Source organism: Snodgrassella sp. W8135 (genome assembly GCF_016101225.1).
In the GTDB taxonomy this organism is placed as follows: domain Bacteria; phylum Pseudomonadota; class Gammaproteobacteria; order Burkholderiales; family Neisseriaceae; genus Snodgrassella; species Snodgrassella alvi.
This window is the reverse complement of record NZ_JACFQX010000005.1, coordinates 42,617-65,520: the sequence shown is the minus strand read 5'-3', so window position 1 is coordinate 65,520 and position 22,904 is coordinate 42,617. Positions and strand designations below refer to the sequence as shown.

The 22,904-nt window shown below is 42.2% G+C and carries 18 protein-coding genes; 17 read left to right on the top strand and 1 reads right to left on the bottom strand.

The features are described from left to right. Positions 1-48 precede the first annotated feature (48 nt). From H3T75_RS09605 to H3T75_RS09525, 17 genes are all read left to right on the top strand, one after another. Complete coding sequence (locus tag H3T75_RS09605; RefSeq protein WP_198190464.1) at positions 49-627, top strand: hypothetical protein; 579 nt, start codon at positions 49-51, stop codon at positions 625-627. 123 nt (positions 628-750) lie between these two features. After that, positions 751-1,779: a type I glyceraldehyde-3-phosphate dehydrogenase gene (gene gap, locus H3T75_RS09600; protein WP_174829711.1), complete on the top strand. Its 1,029-nt coding sequence runs from the start codon at positions 751-753 to the stop codon at positions 1,777-1,779. Positions 1,780-1,982: 203 nt separating this feature from the next. Continuing rightward, positions 1,983-3,743, top strand: a complete 1,761-nt coding sequence (locus H3T75_RS09595; protein WP_198211608.1) for a M61 family metallopeptidase — start codon at positions 1,983-1,985, stop codon at positions 3,741-3,743. Next, positions 3,722-4,324, top strand: a complete 603-nt coding sequence (locus H3T75_RS09590) for a tyrosine-protein phosphatase (protein WP_084585188.1) — start codon at positions 3,722-3,724, stop codon at positions 4,322-4,324. The genes H3T75_RS09595 and H3T75_RS09590 overlap by 22 nt, the downstream gene beginning before the upstream one ends. A 103-nt stretch (positions 4,325-4,427) precedes the next feature. Beyond that, complete coding sequence (locus tag H3T75_RS09585; protein WP_198211607.1) at positions 4,428-5,402, top strand: hypothetical protein; 975 nt, start codon at positions 4,428-4,430, stop codon at positions 5,400-5,402. Next, positions 5,399-7,096, top strand: a complete 1,698-nt coding sequence (gene recJ, locus H3T75_RS09580; protein WP_198211606.1) for a single-stranded-DNA-specific exonuclease RecJ — start codon at positions 5,399-5,401, stop codon at positions 7,094-7,096. Before H3T75_RS09585 ends, recJ begins: the two co-directional genes overlap by 4 nt. A 201-nt stretch (positions 7,097-7,297) precedes the next feature. Next, complete coding sequence (pilB, locus tag H3T75_RS09575) at positions 7,298-8,977, top strand: type IV-A pilus assembly ATPase PilB (protein ID WP_198190460.1); 1,680 nt, start codon at positions 7,298-7,300, stop codon at positions 8,975-8,977. 48 nt (positions 8,978-9,025) lie between these two features. Further along, complete coding sequence (locus tag H3T75_RS09570) at positions 9,026-10,258, top strand: type II secretion system F family protein (protein WP_096765322.1); 1,233 nt, start codon at positions 9,026-9,028, stop codon at positions 10,256-10,258. Between the two features lie 6 nt (positions 10,259-10,264). Next, complete coding sequence (locus H3T75_RS09565; protein WP_096765323.1) at positions 10,265-11,116, top strand: A24 family peptidase; 852 nt, start codon at positions 10,265-10,267, stop codon at positions 11,114-11,116. Next, the gene (coaE, locus tag H3T75_RS09560) at positions 11,113-11,727 is read left to right on the top strand and encodes a dephospho-CoA kinase (protein ID WP_084551530.1); all 615 of its coding nucleotides are present in this window, start codon (positions 11,113-11,115) and stop codon (positions 11,725-11,727) included. Before H3T75_RS09565 ends, coaE begins: the two co-directional genes overlap by 4 nt. A gap of 5 nt (positions 11,728-11,732) precedes the next feature. Continuing rightward, on the top strand, positions 11,733-12,485 hold the full coding sequence (gene zapD, locus H3T75_RS09555) for a cell division protein ZapD (protein ID WP_084563563.1): 753 nt from the start codon (positions 11,733-11,735) through the stop codon (positions 12,483-12,485). After that, positions 12,485-12,682, top strand: a complete 198-nt coding sequence (gene yacG / locus H3T75_RS09550; RefSeq protein ID WP_025329859.1) for a DNA gyrase inhibitor YacG — start codon at positions 12,485-12,487, stop codon at positions 12,680-12,682. Before zapD ends, yacG begins: the two co-directional genes overlap by 1 nt. A 46-nt stretch (positions 12,683-12,728) precedes the next feature. Beyond that, positions 12,729-13,649, top strand: coding sequence for an ABC transporter ATP-binding protein (locus tag H3T75_RS09545; RefSeq protein WP_096765324.1), 921 nt, complete (start codon positions 12,729-12,731; stop codon positions 13,647-13,649). After that, positions 13,646-14,407, top strand: coding sequence for an ABC transporter permease (locus tag H3T75_RS09540; RefSeq protein ID WP_198211605.1), 762 nt, complete (start codon positions 13,646-13,648; stop codon positions 14,405-14,407). Before H3T75_RS09545 ends, H3T75_RS09540 begins: the two co-directional genes overlap by 4 nt. A gap of 54 nt (positions 14,408-14,461) precedes the next feature. After that, complete coding sequence (locus H3T75_RS09535) at positions 14,462-14,710, top strand: BolA family protein (protein WP_025329856.1); 249 nt, start codon at positions 14,462-14,464, stop codon at positions 14,708-14,710. A 39-nt stretch (positions 14,711-14,749) separates the two neighbouring features. Further along, a complete protein-coding gene (murA, locus tag H3T75_RS09530; protein ID WP_198211604.1) occupies positions 14,750-16,009 on the top strand; it encodes a UDP-N-acetylglucosamine 1-carboxyvinyltransferase in 1,260 nt (419 codons plus the stop codon). A gap of 389 nt (positions 16,010-16,398) precedes the next feature. Then, positions 16,399-21,528, top strand: coding sequence for a calcium-binding protein (locus H3T75_RS09525; protein WP_198211603.1), 5,130 nt, complete (start codon positions 16,399-16,401; stop codon positions 21,526-21,528). Between the two features lie 285 nt (positions 21,529-21,813). Here the strand turns inward: H3T75_RS09525 and H3T75_RS09520 are convergent, their stop codons facing one another. Continuing rightward, a complete protein-coding gene (locus tag H3T75_RS09520) occupies positions 21,814-22,896 on the bottom strand; it encodes a sulfate/molybdate ABC transporter ATP-binding protein (RefSeq protein ID WP_078475031.1) in 1,083 nt (360 codons plus the stop codon). Positions 22,897-22,904: the final 8 nt, after the last annotated feature.

Here is a 22,904-nt window from a genome sequence, read left to right as displayed (position 1 = left end):
GTTAAAACAGCTATCCTTATTTATAACCCTAATTGTGGTATTGACCTGATGTATCAATTTTTTCTGGACGCCTGTGCTGCTCTGCGCCTGCGCTTTTATCCCAAAACACATTATCGTTACAATCCATTAATCTTCGTTACCGTTTTACTTGCGCTTGGTCTGATGAATATGGCCAATATGTCACAGATTCTGGGACGGCAAACCGGCATAACCATCTTTGTCATTGTATTAACGGTGGTGCGCTGGGGTGTTCTGAGCATGGCAATGGAGATCATTCTAGGCTATTACAATAAGCAGCCAGGACACTGGTATGGTTATGTACTGGCCACTGAAGTGCTGATCCTGCCTACACTGGCCACACTATACTGGCCACAGGTATTAGCCACTCCTGGGTCTTTATGGCTGCTATGGACATTGGTAGTACAGATCTTTGGCTTTGTTCGCATCAGTCAGCAAAATATATTTAAAGTATTTTTGGGATATATTATCTATTTCTTAATTACCTGTCTGGCCGGAGGCATACTGCTGTTGTTATTCAGCACCATGGGCTGGGTGGATATTAACAGCATGTCAGATGCATTCCGGCAAATGCTGGAAGCACAGTCAGCTGGAACAGGTATGCGCTGATACAGATGTGGAAACAGGCTGATTCAGCTATAATACATGATGTTTTTGGTACGGTTTAAACCATTTCGCCCTGTACATCCCAAATTTGCCTGATTGGTTTTGTTGATCTAAAAAGGAATAAGCATGACGTTAAAAGTTGCCATTAATGGTTATGGCCGTATTGGCCGCCAGATATTGCGTGCAATCTATGACTATAACTTGAGCAACCAGTTGGAAATTGTTGCGGTAAATGCCAGTGGTTCACTGGAAACCAGTGCACACCTGACAAAATTTGATACGGTTCATGGCCGTTTTGCCGCAGATGTTTCATCTGATAATGATGCTTTAATTATTAATGGCGACCGCATCCGTTTTTTTTCTACCCGTAACCCGGCAGAATTACCCTGGGGTGAACTGGGTATCGATCTGGTGCTGGAATGTACCGGTGCTTTTACTACCAAAGAAAAAGCCAGCATTCATTTACAAAGTGGTGCCAAAAAAGTTCTGATTTCCGCACCCGGCGGTGCCGATGTGGATGCCACCGTGGTATACGGAGTTAATCATCAGGTGTTAACACCGGAAATGACAGTAATATCCAATGGTTCTTGCACAACCAACTGTCTGGCACCGGTGGCAAAAGCCATTAACGACGAACTGGGAATGGTAAAAGGCTTAATGACAACCATTCATTCATTTACCAATGATCAGGTACTGACTGATGTTCGCCATAAAGATTTACGCCGTGCCCGCAGTGCTGTTGAAAATCTGATTCCGACCAAAACCGGAGCAGCTAAGGCTATCGGACTGGTATTACCGGAATTACAGGGTAAGTTTGATGGTTTTGCAGTACGTGTTCCCACAATTAATGTTTCACTGGTTGATTTAACGTTTGAAGCCGCCCGTAACACCAGTGTCGAAGAAGTTAATGCCATAGTTAAAGCAGCCAGTGAAGGCAGTATGAAACATATTCTGGGCTACAATACTCTACCATTGGTTTCCACCGATTTTAATCATACAACTCAGGCTTCGATATTTGACAGTACATTAACTAAAGTTACCAATGGTAATATGGTAAAAGTACTGGCCTGGTACGACAATGAATGGGGTTTTAGCTGCCAGATGCTGAATACCGCACGTGCTATGTTTGGCATGGAAGTTACACCACTCGCTTAAATCGTTTTACCAGCAGAAGTACAGGCTGTCTGAATTCGCTTTTACAGGCTTCAGACAGCCTGAGCCTATTGTGGCAAACAGAATCAGTACCTGTTTGCCATACAAACACCAGAACAAATTCAACCAAATTAATATTAATCTAGGCAATTTTTCTCTGACAGACAGCGCTGATATTTCTTTTCCGCTTCATTGAGGCACAAATTATGCTTAACTATCATTTGCAACCCCATTCTCTGACTCAGCATCTGTGGCAAGTACGCCTTAGTTTTACACAACTGGATAATCAGAATTTCAGTCTGAGTTTACCCAGCTGGGTACCCGGTAGTTATATGATTCGTGATTTTGCCCGTCATATTGTCACTTTATCGGCCAGTTGCAACAATACACCGGCATCAGCTGAACAGATAAATAAAAATACCTGGGCTTGCAACGGACAGGCAGGTAACTGGGAGATCACTTATCTGGTATATGCTTTCGATACTTCAGTGCGCGGCTCTTTTTTAAATACTGAACGAGGTTTCTTTGATGGTGCCTGTCTGTTTTTACGTCATAATCAGCGTGAACAGGAGAATTGCCAGTTAATCATTACCGGTCTGCCTGAAAACTGGGATATTGCCACTACCATGCCGCAAACATCACAGCCCCATGTTTATCAGGTGAATAATTACCGCTCTTTAATTGATTATCCAGTGGAAATGGGCTATTTGCTGCGTCTGTCATTTAGTGCAGGCGGCATTGAACATGAAATTGTTATCAGCGGCCATTTCTCGTCTTTCGATCAGCAGCGTCTGGTAGATGATGTAAGCAAAATATGTGCCAGTGAAATTGCTATGTTTGCCGCACCGGCACCGTTTGAACGCTACAGCTTTTTACTTTTTGTCGGAAATGGCATTTATGGCGGGCTGGAACATAAATCTTCCTCTGCCCTCATGGCCGACCGGCATGATCTGCCGCAAAAAGACGGAAAAAATACCGACGCTTATATCACATTACTGGGTTTGTTCAGCCATGAATATTTTCATGCATGGAACGTAAAATCTATTATTCCTTCTGCATTTTTAAACAGCAAACTGGATGATGAAGCTTATACACAGCTGTTATGGGCTTTTGAAGGTATCACTTCCTATTATGATGACTGGTTTCTGGTACGCAGCGGTGTGATTACACCAGAACAGTATCTGCAATTACTGGCCAAAACCATTACCCGTGTGCAACAGGGTACCGGCCGTTTAAAGCAAAGCCTAGCAGATTCCAGCCTTACTGCATGGACAAAATATTACAAACAGAATGAAAACAGTGCCAACAGTATTGTCAGCTATTACCAGAAAGGCGCACTGGCAGCCCTGTGTCTCGATCACTATATCCGCCGGCATACCGGCCAGCAAAAAAATCTGGATGATATTATGCGTGCCCTGTATCAGGACTGGCGTCAGCGGAGTATGGGGCTGGCTGAAAATGAATGGCTGAAAATAGCCCAGCAAGCTACCGGAATAGACTTAACTCAAGTTTATCAGCAATATATTATGACCACGGCAGACTTGCCTCTGGCAGAACAACTACAGCAGGCTGGTGTACAGCTTCACTGGGCTGCCCTGCCTCGCCAGCATGGTGGTGCATATATTGAGCATTACTCCGTTGCCGAACAGCCCGGTGCAGATCTGAGTGCCCGCGTTCAGTCAGCCTCATTCGGCGTCAGCCTGCAACAAGTATTTAATCAAGGCAGTGCCGAGAATGCCGGTATGTGTGCCGGTGACCAGCTGATTGCTATTAATGATGAAATTATTACCGATTTTAATAAGCAGTGGGCACGTATTCATGTTGGTGAAACAGTACAGATACACTTCATCCGTGATGGTTTGCTGCGACAGACTACCTTACAGGCGCAGGCAGCATTAACAGATACTGCGCTGCTAAGTATTGATGATGTATTGCTGTTACAGCAATGGTTACAACCACAATCTTAAATTCAACCGCATATTTTTACCGTTATCTTTACAATGGTTTTAGAATGACAAAAATAGCGAACATTTTTTTATGGTGCTGCTTATGTTTAATCATTAGCAGCTGTCGATCCAATGATAATTCTAACCAGTTACCCGACAACTTTTATAAAGTATCTGACGATATATACCGGTCTGAACAACCTTCTTTAAAAGAGATTGAACAGCTTAATACGATAGGGATTAAAACGATAATTAATTTGCGTTTATGGCATAGTGATCGGGATAAACTGACCAATACCGGAATTGCTGAGGTTCGGATTAATATGCGGGCAGGTAAGGTTACTGATGAAAAAATAATTCAAATCCTTAAAGCCATCAAAAATTCGCCTAAACCGATATTAATTCATTGCTGGCATGGCAGTGACCGCACCGGAGTAGTTATCGCGATGTATCGGTTAATCTTTCAAAATTGGACTAAAAAACAGGTTATTGATGAATTAATGAAGCCTGAACTGGAACATCATTACAATGTTTACCCTAACATACAAAGGTATATTGAAGATGTTGATGTTGAAAAAATTCGTCAGGCTGTATTCGAATAATTCCGTGATGAAATAAATTAAAAGTATAGCATCAAATTAACAATCTGATTTGATAAAAAAATTCAAAGTGATATTGACTTTTATACTGGGAAATTGTGTATTCATGTCAGCCGATTTAAGTATAACTCTCGTTCTGCCGGGTTTATTATGGCCGCATCAAGAAGCTGCGTTACCTGACTTACAGCTACCGGCACTGAATACCTTGCGGCAATGGAGCAAGCATACATTACAAACCATAAACAGAAGTCAGTTATACCGGCAATATCTGTGGGAAGGTTCATGGGTACAACAGGCTCAGCAGCAATTAAACCTAAACCGGGAATATTGCGGCTTTATTGTCACACCTATAAACCAGACCGCCGGTATGCATCAGCTTCAGTATCTTGACGGAAATGCGCTTGGTTTGAATCCAGAAGAGGCAAAAGCTTTCTGTGAAGTATTGAGCACATGGTTACAGTCAGACGGCTGGCGGTTTTCTCCGGTCAGACCGGATTTATGGCTGGTTACCACGCCACGGGTAATTGATTTTACCCTGTCTTCTTTACTTGATTTGTCCGGCTGCATTGATGGCACCGTCAAACCTTCGGGTAAAGATGCAACCCTGATTCTGCAACAGCAAACTGAGCTGCAAATGTTGCTGCATCAGCATCCACTGAATCAGCAGCGCAGCACACGCGGTCTGCCCTCAATTAATAGTTTATGGTTTGAAAAAGACCTTATTGGCACAGCAAACCACGACACAAGAGTTTATACTAATAGCTCGTGGGCGTTGCATGCGCATGAACTACCAGTAAATTACGCAGCATTAATGGATACTCTGTCAGATTCAGACCGGCAGAAAATTGTATTGTTTAATGATAGTTTATGCTTACCAGTAAATCAGGGTGATGTTTATACCTATGCACAAATAATGCATCAATGGGAACAAGACTGGTGGCAACCTTTGCTGTCAGGATTAAAAAACAGACATATCAGCCAGCTGAATATCAGGTGTGAAGCCGGATTGCTTCCGATTCGCAAGCCCAGATTTCGTTTGTTCCGGACTAAAACCCAACCTTTTACCGGATTAAATTTATGAAGCCGGCACATATTATTACCCGTTCGGTAGATACTGATGCTATGCAAACTCTGCTTGCTCAGGGTGTTGATCCTCTGCTAGCCAAACTGTATGCAACACGAGCAGTTAAAAACAAAAGTGAAACTGAATACAATTTGTCTGCGCTGTTACCGTTTCAGAATTTGAAAAATATTCAGGCTGCCAGTGAGCGACTGGCCCAGGCAATCGAATGGCAGGAAAAAATTCTGATTGTTGCCGATTATGATGCAGACGGAGCCACAGCATGTGCCTTAGGGATACGCGGATTACAGGCAATGGGAGCGCAAACCGATTTTTTCGTCCCCAACCGGTTTGAACATGGTTATGGATTAACTGAACAAATTGCTGAGCTTGCTGCTCAGGCAGGTACAAACCTACTGCTTACCGTAGATAATGGTATTGCCAGTGTAGCCGGTGTACAACGCGCACAACAGCTAGGCATGGACGTTTTGATTACTGACCACCATCTGCCGGGTGAACAACTGCCTGAATGTATTATTGTTAATCCTAATCAGCCAGGTGATCAATTTCCCAGTAAAGCACTAGCTGGGGTGGGTGTGATGTTCTACGTACTAATGGCTTTACGTTACCATCTGCGCCAGCAAAACTGGTTTAGTAAACATCCGGAACCCAATCTTGCTCAATGGCTTGATCTGGTGGCACTGGGCACCATCGCCGATGTGGTACCTCTCGATCAGAATAATCGCCTGCTGGTAACTCAGGGACTCAGAAGAATTAAAGCTGATAAAATGCAAGCAGGAATACGCGCCTTGTTTGCAGTGGCCAAACGCAACCCGCAACAGGCACATGCATTTGATCTGGGTTTTGCTATCGGACCCCGTCTGAATGCTGCCGGCAGACTGGATGATATGAGTCTGGGTATAGCCTGTCTGTTGAGCGATGATATGGAAAGTGCAACCGATCTGGCTGAACAATTGAATGATCTGAATCATGAACGTCGTCAGATTCAGCGCAGCATGCAGGATGAAGCTAATCTGCAACTGGCCGGCTTCAATACAGAAAACAGCTATAGCATCGTTGCTTATCATGATAACTGGCATCAGGGAGTAACCGGAATTTTAGCAGGCCGGTTACGCGAAACCTTTCATCGACCCAGTATTGTTTTTGCTCAGGCGGAAGATGGTACATTACGCGGCTCCGGCCGGTCTATTACCGGTTTACATCTGCGTGATGCACTGGATATGGTCAGTAAACGCCGGCCGGATATTATCCAGAAGTTTGGCGGACATGCTATGGCTGCAGGCTTAAGTATTTCCGAAATACATCTGGCAGCTTTCCAAAATGAATTTGAGGCAGTCTGCCGGCAACTCATCCGGCCGGCAGATTTAAACTATACGTACCAGACTGATGGTTCATTAGACAATCAATATCTGAACTTAGCCACAGCACAGCAATTGGCGGCTCTGGTATGGGGCCAGAATTTTCCTGAACCCCGTTTTTGCGATGAATTTAAAGTAATCAGACAACAAATAGTGGGTACCGGCCATATTAAAGCAGTGTTACACAAGAACAACTGTGAATATGAAGTTATGTTTTTCCGCTGTACAGCCACCTTACCGGAACATATTCGCGTGGTTTACCGGCTAATTGCCAACCAGTGGCACCAGCAAATGGAATTACAGTTATATGCAGATTACTGGGAAATTTGTAATTAAACCGATATATAGGCTGTTTAAATACACAAATTCACTTATAATTAGCACAATTAAACATTAACATGAATTTACTCTGGTCTTTTATCTGATACAGGTTAGAAAAAAGTGTGCTGTATGCAGTAATATTTCAGTCAAACCTGAACAGGTACAGTATTTACCAGAATGTAAACTCAGAAGTTATGGAGACGGGAATTAATTTGTATGAGTCTTGGACTGATCAGGGTTTTATATAAGCACCAGATTATTGACGCAGAAAAAGCAGAAAAACTGCGTCAGGAACTGGAACAGAAACGTCCGGTTATACCGGCATTACTACAATCTGGAGCCATCAATGCTGATAAACTGGCCAGCTTTCTGTCCGGTGTATTTGGTATTCCTTACCTGAATCTGGAGCCATATAACCAAAGTCTGGTACCGCTGGATTTAATTAATCTGAAAATAATGCAGCAATACATTTGCGTGCCGCTATTCAAGCGCGGTAATCGACTGTTTTTGGCTGTATCTGATCCTACATCAATTCAGCATTACCAGAAAATTGCCACAGATGCCGGCTGCGTACTGAATCTGGTTATAGTCCGCGATAGTCAGTTACGCCAATTACTGGAAAATCTTGGTCAGGAATCCACCAACCTTCTGGAAGATATGGATTCAATTGGTGACTCCAGTGCTGTAGAAAATAACGCCATGTCTGCAGATGACGAAGATGGCGAAAATGGACCAATTGCAAAATTTGTTTTTAAAATACTAGGTGATGCATTAAATAGCGGCGCATCAGATATACATTTTGAATTTTATGAAGAAATGGCACGAGTACGCTTTCGCGTTGACGGACAGTTGCGTGAAGTGGTACGTATGCCACTGAATATTCGCAGCCAGATCGCTTCACGTATTAAAGTGATGGCCAAACTGGATATTTCAGAAAAACGTATTCCTCAGGACGGACGTATTCAGATTCAGTTCCGTAAAGGTGCCAAGCCAATTGATTTCCGTGTCAGCACACTGCCCACTCTGTTTGGGGAAAAAATCGTAATGCGTATCCTGAATTCGGATGCGGCTAGTCTGAATATTGAACAACTTGGTTTTGAGCCATTTCAGAAAGAATTACTGCTTGAGGCCATCCACCGTCCATACGGTATGGTGCTGGTTACCGGCCCTACCGGTTCCGGTAAAACCGTATCACTATATACCTGCCTTAATATTCTTAATACCGATAGTGTTAACATTTCCACTGCTGAAGACCCTGCGGAAATTAACCTGCCCGGTATTAATCAGGTAAATGTTAATGATAAACAGGGACTGACATTCGCTGCAGCGTTAAAATCATTTCTGCGCCAGGATCCGGATATCATTATGGTGGGGGAAATCCGTGATTTGGAAACCGCAGATATTGCCATTAAAGCTGCACAAACCGGTCATATGGTATTTTCAACTCTGCATACCAATAATGCCCCTGCTACATTATCTCGTATGCTGAATATGGGCGTTGCTCCGTTTAATATTGCCAGCTCAGTAAATCTGATTATGGCACAGCGTCTGGTGCGGCGTTTATGTACCTGCAAGGCACCGGCAGAGCGTCCGCCTGAATTTGCACTGAAAAAAGCAGGTTTTTCAGATGAAGATCTCGCCAAAGAATGGACATTTTATCGGCCGGTCGGCTGTGAAAGGTGTAAGGGTAAAGGCTATAAAGGACGTGCCGGCGTATATGAAGTTATGCCGGTCAGTGATGAAATGCAACGTATTATCATGAATAATGGTAATGAAGTAGATATCAGCACTCAGGCGCTCAAGGAAGGTCTGGTCGATTTACGCCATGCCGGTTTACTGAAAGTGATGGAAGGCATTACGTCTCTGGACGAGATTCTTGCAAGCACTAATGATTAAAACTGATTGTTCGCCTATACAATTAAGTCAATACTGTGAGAGAACACTATGAATAAACCCGTAGCAGTATCCAAAACCAAATCTTCCGGTACCAGTTTCAGTTTTGAAGGCAAAAACCTTAAAACTGAACAGATTGTACGCGGAGAAGTTGTCGCAAAAGACGAGGCTGATGCACGCGCCAAGCTAACCCGGCGTCAAATTCGTGTAATACAGATTGCCAAGGTCAAAAAACAGCGCCAAAAGAAAATCAGTCAGGCAGATATTACCGTCTTTACCCGGCAATTATCCACCATGATGAAATCCGGTCTGCCTATGATGCAGGCTTTCGATATTGCAGCCAAAGGCCATTCTAACCCGGCAATGACCCAGCTACTGTTGCAAATCCGCTCTGATGTTGAGCAAGGTACATCTCTGGCAGAGTCTTTTGCCAAACATCCGAAATATTTCGATCATTTTTACTGTAATCTGGTGCATGCGGGTGAAGCCGGTGGTGTACTAGAGGCTATTCTTGACAAGCTGTCGGTATATAAAGAAAAAACTCAGGGTATCAAGAAAAAAGTTAAAAGTGCCTTGACCTACCCAGCTGTGGTAGTAGTCGTAGCAATCGCACTGGTAATCGTCATGATGATGTTCGTATTACCTTCATTTGGTAAAGTTTACGAGAGTATGGGCGTACCATTACCTGGTTTGACTCAGTTCATGATGAATATTTCCAATTTCTTTGTACATTACGGCATATTTGTTATCATTGCACTGATAGGTGGTGTAATTGGCTTATTTAAATGGTATCAGAACTCAGATGATCTGAAAAAACGTTTTGATTATATGCTGTTAAAAATGCCTATTTTCGGCCAAATCGTTCGTAAAGCCACCATTGCACGCTGGTCTCGTACAACAGCAACTCTATTTGCAGCAGGCGTACCATTGGTAGAAGTTCTTGATTCAGTTGCCGGAGCCTCCGGTAATATTCGCTATGAAGAAGCTACTCAGGAAATCCGTGCCAAAGTTAATCAGGGTATATCTCTTACTTCTGCCATGCAGGCAACCGAATTATTTCCTAACATGGTGATGCAAATGGCTTCAATCGGTGAAGAATCAGGTTCTTTGGATGACATGCTCAATAAGGCCGCAGAATTCTATGAAGAAGATGTAGATACTGCCGTTGCACAACTGTCTTCATTGATGGAACCGATTATTATGGTTGTACTCGGTGGTATTGTCGGGATAATTCTGGTTGCCATGTATTTACCGCTATTTAATATCGGTAATGCCGTAGGTTAATACCTGATGTTAACTGATACTCTGTTTTTTAGCGTCATTGCATTAATATCGGGATGTGCTGTTGGCAGTTTTCTGAATGTTGTGATCTATCGTTTACCCATAATGATGGAACGAAGCTGGCAGGCAGAAGCACGAATGGCATTGCAACTGCCTGCAGAACACACCAGTCGCTTTAATCTCTGTGTTCCGCATTCAGCCTGCCCGCACTGTCAGCATAAAATCCGCTGGTGGCAGAATATACCTCTTGTCAGTTATATACTGCTACGCGGACGCTGTGCTTCATGTTCAGCATCCATCAGCCCGCGCTATTTTTGTGTAGAATTATTAACCGGTATTGCATTTGCTGCAGTAGTCTGGCGTTATGATGTCACACCTGTTGCTGCGGGCGGTCTGATACTGACTGCAGCATTGATTGCACTGACCTTTATAGATGCCGAAACCCAGCTGTTACCTGACCAAATCACCTTACCTCTACTCTGGCTGGGTTTACTGTTTAACTGGTATTGTGAATTTGTTCCCTTAGCTTCTGCTATCTGGGGCGCTGCATTAGGCTATCTGAGCTTGTGGTCACTTTTCTGGTTATTCAAACTACTAACCGGTAAAGATGGTATGGGTTATGGTGATTTTAAACTACTGGCTGCCCTTGGTGCGTGGATGGGTGCTTCTGCATTGCCTTTAATTGTATTTATGGCAGCAATTGTCGGTATTATTGCTTCACTTATTCTCAGAGTTGCCCGCAGCCAGCCTATGGCTTTTGGTCCGGCACTGGCCATTGCAGGCTGGATTGTGTGGATGACAAACAGTCAGATTAATCAGTTGATTCACTGGTGGCTGCGTCTTTCCGGGTTTAGTACATGACGTTCTGGATAGGTCTGTCCGGTGGCATAGGTAGTGGAAAATCTGCCGTAGCAAGCTGTTTTACTGCTCTGGGCATACCAGTACTGAATGCAGATGAAATCGCACACCAGCTTACTGCTCCTGGCGGTCTGGCGTTACCTGAAATCCGCAGACAGTGCGGGAATAATCTATTTCTTACTGACGGCAGTCTGGATCGGCCAAAACTGCGTAATTGGGTGTTTGCCGATTCACAGAATCGTATTCTGCTGGAAAATATTCTCCATCCGTTAATTCTGCAAAGTCTTCAGCAAGCAAAACAGCAAATCGTTTTGAATCAGCATTATGGAATTATTGAAATTCCTTTACTGGCAGAAAAACCAGAATTTCAACAACTGGTACAACGTATACTCATTATCGAAGCACCGGTTAACATATGTATTCAAAGAGTTCGGCAGCGTAGTAATCTGGACGAATCAACAATCCGTGCTATCATGGCGCAGCAGGCTGACAGCAATAGCCGGAAAGCCATTGCCGATGACATCATTATCAACGATGGCAACTGGCAGGAACTAAACCGGAAAGTTATCCAGCTGCATCATTTCTATCAAGCTCTAACACCAGCTAAGTTATGACAGATATTATCCATTTCGAACATCCTTTGTCTGAGCGCGTCCGTAATTTCCTGCGCATAGCACATCTGTTCAAACACTTCCATGAAGTAGTGATACGCAGTGAAATCTGGGCACATCATTGTGCATTATTCTCACTATTCGAAATCATGGAAGCAGCAGCACGTGCCGAATTGAAACTGGATATTCTGCAAGAACTGGAACGACAAAAAAGTCTGGCCAGACAACGTGGTGAAGAAGGTAAACATGTCTTGGTAGATATACAAACTGCAATTACAAATCTGCAAAGCGTTCAGCAAAAATTCGGACAGCATTTACGCGAAAATGAATGGCTGATGGCAATCAAGCAGCGCATGTTCGTACCCGGCGGCACCAGCCCGTATGATTTGCCTTCCTATTATTACTGGCAGCAAAAAAAGCCAGCAGAACGTGAATTACAGTTACGCCAGTGGATCCAGAGTCTGTTACCTACTTATGAAGCCATCAAACTGCTACTGGAAATTCTGCGTCAAAACAGTCTGTCTGTAGACTGTCTGGCAACAAGCGGAAGTTATCAGCATAACAGTCTTGGACAGAACATTCACCTACTAGGAATTAATGTTTCCCAGAATGCCACTGCACTGCCAGAAGTATCTGCTAATAAATATTTTACCCATATTCGCTTTTTACAGGCTTCACAACAACAGGCACGTGGCCAGGTTTTAAACACTGATATACCATTTACTCTGGTCATGTGCAGCTTTGATCCGGTAATCAAATAATGACTGAAAAAATCACCACTGTAATTTGCCCGATATGCGGGAAAAATGTTGACTGGACTCCGTCCAGCCGCTTTCGTCCGTTCTGTTCGGAGCGTTGCAAAATGATTGATCTGGGAGCATGGGCTAGTGAAAATTATAATCTGCCAGCCGATGAAGATCAGCCGCTAAGTGAAGAAATAACACCATCAAAGCATTGATAAACAGCGGCAAATATCACTTATAACCTCACAAATATTCAATTTTATGACTTCCCCTGCTCTTTGTATTAAACAAGCAGTAAAAACCTATGCTAATGGTTTTACTGCTTTAAAAGGTGTCAGCTTTAGCGTCCAGCCCGGTGAATTTTTTGGTTTACTCGGTCCTAACGGTGCCGGCAAAACTACTCTCATTTCCGCAATGGCCGGACTAAGCCGCCTGACTTCCGGACAAATCAGCATTTGTGGTCATGATGTACAACTGGAAGCAAACACTACCCGTAAACTTCTGGGTGTCGTTCCGCAGGAACTGGTTTTTGATCCTTTTTTTAACGTACGTGAAGCACTGAAATTTCAGTCCGGCTATTTTGGTCTGCGCAATAACGATGACTGGATAGATGAAATTATCTCCGGTCTCGGACTGACAGATAAAGCCGATACAAACACACGTAATCTGTCTGGCGGGATGAAACGCCGCGTTATGGTTGCTCTGGCTTTAGTACACCGGCCGCCTGTTATCGTACTGGATGAACCTACAGCCGGAGTAGACGTAGAATTACGTCAGAATCTGTGGCAGTTTATTACCCGGCTGAATACAGACGGCCATACCATTATTCTAACCACACATTATCTGGAAGAAGCACAATCATTATGCAATCGCATCGCCATGCTGAAACATGGCGAAATTGTTGCACTTGACAGCACACGCAACTTACTGGATACCGAAACAGAATTACGGCTGGCATTAACTACAGATCAAACATTACCGGATAATTTACGTCATTATCTGATTAAAGAAGATGATAATAACCATTATCTGCTTAAACTTGCTGACTACAACCAGCTAACAGCCTTGTTACAAATTCTGCAGACTCAGAGAATTAACGTTATCAATCTGAATATTCTGGAAAACGATCTGGAAAACGTCTTTCTGCGCCTGACCAGTGACCATGCGAAAGGCACAAAATGAATACAATTGGTTGCTACACCCTTTTTAAAAAAGAAGTATTGCGATTCTGGAAAGTAGGTTTTCAAACTTTATCTGCTCCTATCCTCACCGCCCTGTTGTATCAGCTGATATTTGCTCATGTAATGCAGGGGCGTCCTGATATATTACCGGGAGTCAGTTACAATGTATTTCTGATACCGGGTCTGGCTATGATGTCCATGCTGCAAAATGCTTTTGCCAACTCATCTTCCAGCCTGATTCAGTCACGGATTACCGGTAATCTGATATTTATTCTGTTGCCGCCATTGGGTACCATTGCTTTTTTCTGTGCTTATGTCGGCGCTTCCATCCTGCGCGGGCTAATGGTAGGTATTGGAGTCATAGCAGTAACGGCTTTTTTCGGATTATCCATGCCACATCATATCGGCTGGATCATAATATTTGCATTGCTCGGATGTGCCATTATGGGTATGTTTGGCTTACTTGCCGGCATTGTTGCAGAAAAATTTGATCAACTGGCCGCTTTTCAGAACTTTCTTATCATGCCTTTAACATTTCTGTCTGGTGTATTCTATTCCATCAACAGTCTGCCTGAATTCTGGCGCTCACTCAGCCATTTCAATCCGGTTTTTTATATGATTGACGGCTTCCGTTTTGGTTTTTTCGGCCAGAGTGATTCCTCTCCCTGGCTTGCACTAACGGTAGTCGGCAGCTTTGCCATCGTTTTGTGTATTCTTGTCTGCGGCATCCTGAAATCAGGCTGGAAATTACGCAATTAGACATAGCAAAACGCTATAATAGCCGCCTTACTAATAACTATTCCGGAGCCCGTTATGTTAACACCAGAAGAAGTTAAAACCATGATTGCAAACCTTCTGCCCTGTGAATATCTTGAGGTTGAAGGCGATGGTCATCATTTCTTTGCCCGGATTGTATCCAGTGCCTTTAACGGAAAAAACCGTCTGGCACGCCATCGTATGATTAAAGACGGACTGGCACAGCAGATTGCCAGTAATGAATTACATGCACTATCTATTACCACTGCCGCCACTCCTGACGAATGGGCTGTCAAACAGCATTAATCCGGCAAACAGACACTATTGCCATAATTGAGAATCCATATGGAAAAATTAAAAATCCGTGCTAACGGCGCATTACACGGTGAAATTGTTATTTCCGGCGCTAAAAATGCCGCTTTACCTTTGTTATGTGCCTCCTTACTGACTCGTGATACCCTGCATCTGACCAATGTGCCCATGCTGCGTGATGTTAAAACCACCCAAAAGCTGTTACAGGGCATGGGAGCACGTGTACTTACAGATAATATTCAGGAATTTGAAATAAACTGTAACAGTATCAATAATACCTGTGCACCATATGATCTGGTTAAAACCATGCGTGCATCTATTCTGGTACTGGGTCCCACACTGGCACACTTTGGTGAGGCTCAGGTCAGTCTGCCCGGAGGCTGTGCCATCGGATCGAGACCAGTAGACCAGCATCTCAAAGGGCTTGAAGCCATGGGGGCAGAAATCAGTATTGAGCATGGTTATGTCAAAGCCCGGGCAAAACGTCTGCAAGGTGCACATATTGTTATGGATATGGTTACCGTAACCGGCACAGAAAATCTGTTAATGGCTGCAACACTGGCAAACGGAACGACTATTCTGGAAAATGCTGCCATGGAACCGGAAGTTACCGATCTTGCCGATTGCCTGGTTAAAATGGGTGCCAATATTCAGGGAATAGGTACACCGACTCTTACTATTACCGGTGTAGAAAAGTTACACGGATGCAGTCACCGTGTCGTTCCCGACCGCATAGAAGCTGGAACTTTTTTGTGTGCAGTGGCTATGACCGGCGGCAAAGTCGTTCTTAAACATACTGCACCTAAAACCATGCAGGCTATTCTGGAAAAACTGAGTGAAGCCGGCGCAATTATTGAAGCCGGTGACGACTGGATCAGCATCGACATGCAACAGCGTCCCAAAGCTATCGATATCCGCACCCTCCCCTATCCGGCATTTCCTACCGATATGCAAGCACAATTTATGGTAATGAATAGTATTGCCAGCGGTAACAGTAAAGTAGTAGAAACCATTTTTGAAAACCGTTTTATGCATGTACCCGAACTTAATCGTATGGGTGCCCGGATATCAGCTGAAGGTAATACTGCAATTGTGGAGGGTGTAGAACAGTTATCCGGTACAACTGTTATGGCTACCGATTTACGTGCTTCTGCCAGTCTGGTACTTGCCGGTCTGGTGGCCAGTGGTGAAACTACTGTTGAACGTATTTATCATCTTGATCGCGGCTATGAAAATATAGAACAGAAGCTAGGCGGAGTGGGCGCAATTATTGAACGTGTCAGCGACCATTAATTAATCATCAGTAAATCGCAAGGACATATCCGCATATATATCCAGATATGTCCTTTTATACATGACGAAGCAATTAAAATTCAATTTGTCATAATTTAAATTTCATAAATATATTAAATAAATTAAAAATAAAATTAATTATGCATAATTTTTAATAAAAAACAGATATTTACATAATAAAAAAATCATAGTATTTTAAAAAAAATATAGATTATTTGATATAAATCAAATTTTATACCGGTTATACAGAGTATATATACTTTCAGATTATGATACATAAGGCTTTGATTTACAATGATTAAAACTTAAACATCATAATTAACGCTGATTCTGACCAGTCAGCAAACTTTATTTAAGAATATAAACTTTAATCAAGGAGATTCAGGATTATGGAAACTTTAAACAATTTATACAGACAGCAAAATAATTCCCAGCCAAAGACTGAAAAAAACTCTCTGAAATCAACAGTTTTTGCAGAAAGTCCGAATTCAGTAAACACTAATGGTCTTATTCAGGGTAATGACTGGGTAAAAGACAGGTACGTATTCAGAAACGGACACGGACAGCATACTATCAGTGATCAGGGGTACGATAGTTCTGACTTTTATTGGCAACAACAACGCAATGATATTGTTTTTGAAAATATCAATTCCGCTGAGGCATTATTTAAACGCTCCGGTAATAATCTGATTATCTACACTAATAACTCCAGAGACTCTGTTACCTTAAATGATTATTTTGACTATAGCAGAAACAGCCGTGCCTTTAACTTCATTTTCAATGATAAAACGATAACCTACGAAAATCTGAAAAGCAGTTATACCTTTAGTGTAAACGGCGATAATAATGACAATATCATTAATGGCTGGCAGGGTAAAGATCTTCTGTATGGAGGTTACGGTAACGATACCCTTAACGGCAACGACGGCGATGATACTCTCTACGGCGAAGCCGGCAATGATATCTTAAATGGTGGTAATGGTAACGACACCCTTTATGGAGGTACCGGTAATGATACGCTGAATGGAGCTGATGGCGACGATATTATCAACGGTGATGATGGAGACGATACTCTCTATGGCGATGCCGGTAATGACCAGCTCAATGGCGGTTACGGCAACGATACCCTGAACGGAGGTAATGGCAACGATATTCTTAATGGCGATGGTGGAGATGATATTCTCTACGGTGATGCAGGTAATGATGTGCTTAATGGCGGTTACGGCAATGATACGATAACTGGCGGCACTGGTTTTGATATTCTCAATGGTGGCTACGGTAACGATATTCTCAATGGCGGCGATTACGAAAAAGATCAGTATATCTTCCAGCGGGGACATGGGCAGGATGTTATCAATGATAAAGGGGATGATTACGCCATTTCTTACTTACAACAAAAGCGCAATGATCTGGTCTTTCAGGGTGCCAATTCAGTAAATGCCCTATTTACCCGTGCCGGTAATGATCTGATCATCCGTGCCTACGGCACTACTGATTCCGTTACCTTGCCGGATTATTTTGATCTGAATAAAAGCAGCCGTGCCTTTAACTTTATCTTTGATGATAAAACCATCACTTACGAAAATCTCAAAACCGATTATGGTATTACATCCAATGGTGATGCCGGTAACAATACCCTTATCGGCTGGGTAGGTAAGGATATTATGAACGGGGGTTATGGTAATGATGTCCTGTGGGGCAGAAATGGTGATGATACCCTGAATGGCGGCGATGGCAATGACGAACTCAACGGAGAAAACGGTAACGATATTCTTAATGGCGGCTACGGTTATGACACATTAAATGGTGGTGCCGGCAATGATATTCTTAATGGCGGAGATTTTGAAAAAGATCGTTACCTGTTCCAAAAAGGGCACGGACAGGACATTATTAACGATATGAGTAAACCTAATCAGACTTCTGCAATTAATGACCTTGTCTTTCAGGGTGCGAAATCTGCGGATGCTGTCTTTACCCGCTCTGGCAATAATCTGATTATCAGTGCCTATGGTTCAAATGATTCTGTCACCTTAATTGATTATTTTGACTACACATTAGTTGATGATTATATCTACAAATTAGACAGTCGCGCATTTAATTTTATATTTGATGATACAACGATCACTTATGAATATCTCAAAAATAATTACACCTTTACTGCTAACGGCAATGATCAAAATAATACTATTAGAGGCTGGGAAGGCAAAAATATTCTGAATGGCGGTGCCGGCAATGATACATTATATGGTGATCGCAGTAATGATATTCTTATCGGCGGAACGGGTAATGACATACTCTACGGAGGAGGCGGGCAAAAAGACATTTTTCAGTTCGAAAAAGGACACGGACAAGACATTATCGGCCAAGGGATTTTTGTCAGTGATACAGCAAACAGTAATGATCTTATCTTTAAAGGAACCTACTCAGCCAATGCTGCATTCAGCCGGTATGGAGATGATTTGATTATCCATGCCTATGGTTCTGATGACTCTGTTACTATAAATGGTTATTTTCTCGGTAGCAATAAACAGGCTTTTAATTTTATCTTTGATGATAAAACCATTAATTATGAATATATAGTAAATAATTTTACTCTTACTCTTATAGGTGATAGTCGTAGAAACTACGAATATGGCTGGGAAGGCAAAAATATTTTCAATGGTGGTGCCGGTAATGATGTTCTATTTGGAAATGAACAAGATGATATTTTAAACGGCGATGACGGTGATGACTATTTAATTGGACGAGAGGGTAACGATACTCTTAATGGTGGTGCAGGCAATGATAGATTAGATGGTGGTGATGGTTCGGATATTCTCAATGGTGGTGCAGGTAATGATATTCTTGATGGTGGCCACAATGAAAAAGACACTTATTTGTTTCAGCGCGGGCACGGACAGGATATCATCCAAGAAAGTTATTATAGCAATGAATCTGTAGAGGTGAATGATGTTATATTCGAGGGAGCAAATTTTGCAAATGCAGCATTTACCCGTTCTGGTAATAATCTGGTTATCCATGCCTATGGTAGCGATGACTGTGTGACTATAAATAATTATTTTAATAGAACTGCAGCCTATAATTTTATTTTTAATGACAAAGTGATTACTTATTCCGACCTTGTTAATAACGATTACTCTTTTACTTCTATTGGTGATAATACCAATAATAAAATTTATGGCTGGGGTGGTAAAAATATTCTTAGCGGTGGTGGCGGTAATGATTTTCTATATGGGAAAAACAAAGACGATGTTCTGGATGGAGATGATGGCGATGACGAACTAAGCGGAGCAAACGGTGACGATATACTTAATGGCGGTGATGGCGATGACAAATTATATGGTGGCGAAGGTTCTGATGTTCTGATCGGAGGTGCTGGCAATGACCTCCTAAACGGTGGTTATAATGAAAAAGACACTTACCTGTTTCAGTATGGTCACGGACAGGATATTATTAATGAGGGATATTATGGCGATCAGACAACATATGCTAATGACGTTATTTTTGAAGATGCCTACTCTAGTGATGCTACTTTCACCCGTTCCGGAAACGATTTAATCATACATGCCTATCACTCCAATGACTCTGTCACTATAACCAATTATTTTAATTATCGTTTTCCACAATTTTATAATTTTATTTTTACTGATAAAACTATCGATTATGAATATCTTAAAAATAATTACACTTTTACGCCCACAGAGAATATTAATAAAAATATAACGGGTACCAATGGTAACGATATTCTGAACGGGGGTGTGGGTAATGATACTTTATACGGGCAAAGTGGCAATGATACTCTGAACGGAAATGATGGCAGCGATATCTTATGGGGTGAAGACGGCAATGATATCCTGAATGGCGGTAATGGCAATGATACCTTATGGGGCAATAGTGGTTATGACATACTGAACGGAGGTGGTGGTAATGATATCCTGAACGGAGGCAACAGAGAAAAAGACCGTTATCTGTTTCAGCGCGGACACGGACAGGATACTATCAATGATACTGGATACTTTAGCAACTCAAATGAAGTCGATGATATTGTTTTTGAAGATGCCAATTTTGCCGATGCAGTTTTTACCCGCTTTGGCAAAGATTTGATTGTTCGAGCCTATGGATCTAAAGATTCTGTTACTCTGACTGATTATTTCAACGGCTCAGATGCTTTCAACTTTATTTTTAACGATAAATCCATTGATTATCAATATATCATAAATAATTTCACTTTTACTGCAGATGGTGATGATACTGATAACACAATCAAAGGCTGGAGAAACGGTAAAAATATTCTGAATGGTGGCGATGGAAACGATATTCTGAACGGCGGAACTAAGGATGATGTGCTGAATGGCGGTGATGGCAACGATAGCTTGTATGGTGACGATGGTATTGACATCCTTAATGGCGGAGCCGGTAATGATTATCTGGATGGTGGTTATTCCGCAGATCGTTATTTATTTCAGCGCGGACACGGGCAAGACATTATTGATGATAGCTTTCCCTTCAATGATGTTAATGAAGTCGTTTTCCAAGGTGCTAAGTTTGCTGATGCCGTATTTACCAGCTCTGGCGAAAATCTGATTATTCATGCTTACGGTTCAAATGATTCTGTCACTATTAATGATTATTTCTATAATGGCACTTATAAACCGGCCAAAGCTTATAAATTCATTTTTGAAGATAGAATTATCACCTATCAAGATTTTCAGAATTATTATACCTATATTACCTATGGTGATAGCAGTAATGACACAATTAATGGCTGGGAGGGCAAAAACATTATCAGTGGCGGTGCCGGTAATGACACTCTTAACGGACAAAACAAGGATGATATTCTGAATGGCGATGATGGTGATGACAGATTATATGGTTGGAGCGGAAATGATATTCTGAATGGCGGTAACGGCGATGATTACCTATATGGAGGCAATGGCTTTGATATACTGAATGGCGGTGCCGGTAACGATTATTTGGATGGTGGTAGTAATGAAAAAGATCGTTATCTGTTTCAGCGTGGTCACGGACAGGATATTATCGATGATAGGGGGAATGATATATCCAGTGAATATAATGATATTGTTTTTGAGGGAACAAATCTTACCAATGCTGTATTTAGCCGTTCCGGTTATGATCTGATCGTGCGGGCATATGGTACTAATGATTCTGTAACTTTGAGTAGATACTTTGATTCTAGTGCACGAGCCCATTCTTTCAACTTTATATTTGATGATAAAACCATCAGCTATCAAGATATTATTAAAGGAAATTACTTGTCTGCCCAAACCAGTAAACCCGGCTATGGTCTAACTTCAAAAAGTTTACTTAACCGTGATTTATTGACCAGAAATTCTACTCCTGTAGCAAATGAAAGTCCGGCTGTAGCCAGTCAGGCTCAGCAACTGGCTTCGGCTATGTCCGGTTTTACCGCCAGACAGGATAGTTCTCTTTCCGGCATGCCAGATCAGATACAACAATTTGTTCAGCAAAATAATTTTGCTGCCTATTGGGGTAATTAAATCATCCATGATTTAATTAAAGCGGCTACCGAATATCATTTCGGTAGCCGTTTTTTATTTATTCAATATTTATTGTGATAAATTTTTTTGAGTTATATCTTTATTGGTATTGATAGCTTAGCTGCCATTTAATTAATCTTTTTTTCTGCAGATAAAAAAATACCTGCAATTAATATTCTCTGACTTAAAATATTTGAAATTATATAAATAAAAACAAATATATAACCGAAGCAGATTTTATTCTAACTTAATTCTTTATATGCTTTTAGTATAAGATTAATATAATTAAATCACGTAATCCACCATCTCCGGCAATCTGAACATAGTTAACCGCTGAGGTCTGAACCATACTGTCTGAGCCGGCTGCAATGACAGCGTACGAAACTCGGCCGGCGACAGCCATACCTGTATACGCTGATTATTATCCTCTCGGCGCAACCATAACCTTATTTGTGCACCGATAGCATGTATTTCTTCTACGCATGCACTGGCAATTACATTATCCTGAATATGTGTTAATACCTGTATTTCCTGAGGCCGAATATAAACAGCTACATTCTGACGGGCTTTTTCTCCTGTGGTAATCGGTTCATGATAATGCCCCAGACACAATTGCCCGTGTTCAATACAGGCATCTTCAAATACATTAACCTCACCCAGAAACTCGGTAACAAATACATTTTCAGGATTATCATACAAAGATGAGGCAGCTCCGCTTTGCTCAACTTTTCCCTGATTCATCACTACTATCTGGTCGGCCATTTCCAGCGCCTCTTCCTGATCATGTGTAACCAGTACACTGGTAATTCCCAGCTGATGATGAATTTCCAGCAGCCATTGGCGTAATTCCTTGCGCACCTTGGCATCCAGTGCACCAAACGGCTCATCCAGCAGCAGCAGCTTTGGTCTGGTTGCCAGAGCACGTGCCAGAGCAATACGCTGGCGCTGACCTCCGGATAGTTGCTGCGGATATACTTTAGCCAGCCAGTCAAGCTGCACCAGTTGTAATAATTCATGCACCCGGGCAGCTATTTCTGCTTTATTCGGGCGAATGCGTTTAGGCAGTACCTGTAAACCAAAAGCCACATTATCAAATACGGTCATATGCCTGAATAAGGCATAGTGCTGAAACATAAATCCGACCCGGCGCTCACGCACATGCAGATTACTGACCTCATCATCAGCAAAAAACAGCTCACCTGAATCTGCGCGTTCCAGCCCGGCAATGATACGTAATAAGGTGGTTTTTCCACAACCGGACGGACCAAGCAATGCCGTCAGTGAACCGGTTGGTACCTGCAGATTAATATTCTGCAAGGCATGATAATCACCATAATATTTATTTAATTGTTTAATACGAATACTCATAATCGCTA